Source organism: Dietzia sp. HMSC21D01, assembly GCF_001815995.1.
Lineage (GTDB): Bacteria > Actinomycetota > Actinomycetes > Mycobacteriales > Mycobacteriaceae > Dietzia > Dietzia cinnamea.
Genome location: NZ_KV823711.1, coordinates 1 through 2,167, shown reverse-complemented (window position 1 = coordinate 2,167; position 2,167 = coordinate 1). Strand labels below are relative to the sequence as shown.

Here is a 2,167-nt window from a genome sequence, read left to right as displayed (position 1 = left end):
CGAGCCATTACTGACCCATGCTCCTAGGCCGGCGGGGGCGGTCGGGCGTGGCGCCGCTCCGCTAGGCGCCACGCCCGACCGCCGGCCACCCGCCCCAGTGGCCGGCCACGACACGCCCCTCACCCGAGCATCACACTTGCGCCATGCCCGCACCATGCGCGGATATACTCGCACCATGCACGCATAAAGAAGGGAAAGTGCTCATGACCACGGTCATCGCGATCGCCAACCACAAGGGCGGCGTCGGCAAGACCACCAGCGCCCTCATGCTCGCCCATGCCGCCGTCGCCGACGGACGCCGCGTCCTGGTCATCGACCACGACGCCCAAGGGGGAGTGGCCCTGCGCATCCTCGGCGACCGCGACCCCGACGGCCACACCCTCGCCGACATCTACGCCCGCACCCCAGGCGTCACCCTCGACCGGGCCACCCACACCACCCGTCGGGACGGACTCGACATCGTCCCGTCTGGACGCGGCGCACTGGCCGCAGCTCTGCAATCACTTGGGGGAGTAGCCCCCGGCAAAGTCCTGCACAAAGCCCTAGATGCCGTCCGCGACGACTACGACCTCATCGTCATCGACTGCGACCGCGGCCTGTCACTGGGCACCATCAACGCCCTCTACGCCGCCGACCGGGTCCTGCTCGTCACCGAACCCGAAAACGACTCGTTCAACGGCATCAGCGACACCGGCGAACTCGTCGACGAAATCAACGAAGACCTCCGCCCCACCCGGCCGCTGCCCGACCCGGACATCCTCATCAACCTGCGCGACACAACCCGCACCGCCACCCACGGCCGCGTCGCCACCGAGATCCGCGAATGGGCCGACGCCTCCGGCTACCGCGTCCACCCCCACGACATCCCACGCCGCGCCTTCATCGCCGAAGCCGCCGCCAACGGCCAAGGCCTGGACGAGCTCAAAGAAATCGCCGCCGTCACCGTCCGCGACAGCTTCCACGAGCTGCTGACCACCCTGACCGCCGAGAGGAACTGATACCGATGGCCGCCAAGCCGCCCGTTCGCCAGCGCAAGACCACCGACAGCCTCGTCGCCCAGGCCGCGGCAGGGGAGAAGGCCGACCGCCCAGCCGACGCCCCCGAATACCGCAACTGGAACGTGCGCCTGCCCGCCGACCTCGTCGAACGAGTCTGGGGCACATGCCAGGCCCTCGAGGAAGCCGAAGACCTCCCCAGCGCCGTCGCATTCACCGTCCGCGCCTTCGAGGAGCTGCTCGACCGCCTCGACGCCGAACACAACGACGGCCAGTCCTTCCACGCCGACGCCAGCCCGTTCCGCGCCGGCGGACGCACCACCTACAAGAGGTAGACACCCATGCACATCATCACCATCAGCACGACAGCCCCGACCGGCGAGCTACTGGCACAACAGACCCTCACCACCGCCGGCGACCTCACCGAAGCGCTCGACCTAACCGCCCACCACGCCTCGGCCAGCACCATCGACATCCACGCCCACGATCCGTACCAGCACCACGCCCACCTCATCGCCCTCGGCGACGAGCCCCACGCCGTCATCGCGCCCCGTATCACACCCAGCGGACGCACCGACCTCATCGCCACGCTCCAAGCCACGAACAGCCTCACGCGCTGACCAAAGAGCCGAAGGCGGCGCGTATAATAAAGTACGTAACCCTAAGACGGAAGCCTCGAGTGGCGAAAATTACACTTCCGGTGTCGGAGACTGCGCCTTAAGGTCTGCGGTATGACTCGCGCTCGAGCACTCGAACTCTTTCCGTGGCTACTCATCCATACGACGCTGTACGTACGTTTGACCGAAGGAAACGGGCTGGACCGGATTCGCAGGGGCGAGCCTGAGAACGACGTCATCCGCGGCGGATGGGTCTCCAAGCTCATCCGCGCAGTGAAGGTCAACCGCCTGGTCATCCTCAATCCTGACGGAACCATCCGCCGCGTTCTCTACGCTCGCCTCGTGCACCACGCATACGAGTCCAGCAGTCCAGAAAAGCGGCCACTGCCCAGGGCCTGGTTCGACATCCGCGACGATCACCAGGCGGCCAGCCTGATCGGCACGCGCTCGCCGGTCATCCCGGCTCGGAACCCCGTCAAGTACGGCTAAAAGCCAAAGCAAAGAGATTATTTGCTCGATGGGTGTGGGTGTTCTGGGGCCAGCTCCCGCGTGCAA

At 66.7% G+C, this 2,167-nt stretch carries 4 protein-coding genes; all 4 read left to right on the top strand.

Features of this window, described 5'->3' with window-relative positions; genetic code table 11:
• Positions 1 to 203 precede the first annotated feature (203 nt).
• Positions 204 to 998 (top strand): ParA family protein, encoded by a 795-nt coding sequence (locus tag HMPREF3086_RS02550; RefSeq protein ID WP_061230130.1) that lies wholly within the window; start codon positions 204 to 206, stop codon positions 996 to 998.
• A gap of 5 nt (positions 999 to 1,003) precedes the next feature.
• A complete protein-coding gene (locus HMPREF3086_RS02545) occupies positions 1,004 to 1,330 on the top strand; it encodes a hypothetical protein (protein ID WP_070720036.1) in 327 nt (108 codons plus the stop codon).
• 6 nt (positions 1,331 to 1,336) lie between these two features.
• Positions 1,337 to 1,615 (top strand): hypothetical protein, encoded by a 279-nt coding sequence (locus HMPREF3086_RS02540; RefSeq protein WP_070720034.1) that lies wholly within the window; start codon positions 1,337 to 1,339, stop codon positions 1,613 to 1,615.
• A 111-nt stretch (positions 1,616 to 1,726) separates the two neighbouring features.
• The gene (locus HMPREF3086_RS02535; RefSeq protein WP_141763956.1) at positions 1,727 to 2,101 is read left to right on the top strand and encodes a hypothetical protein; all 375 of its coding nucleotides are present in this window, start codon (positions 1,727 to 1,729) and stop codon (positions 2,099 to 2,101) included.
• Positions 2,102 to 2,167: the final 66 nt, after the last annotated feature.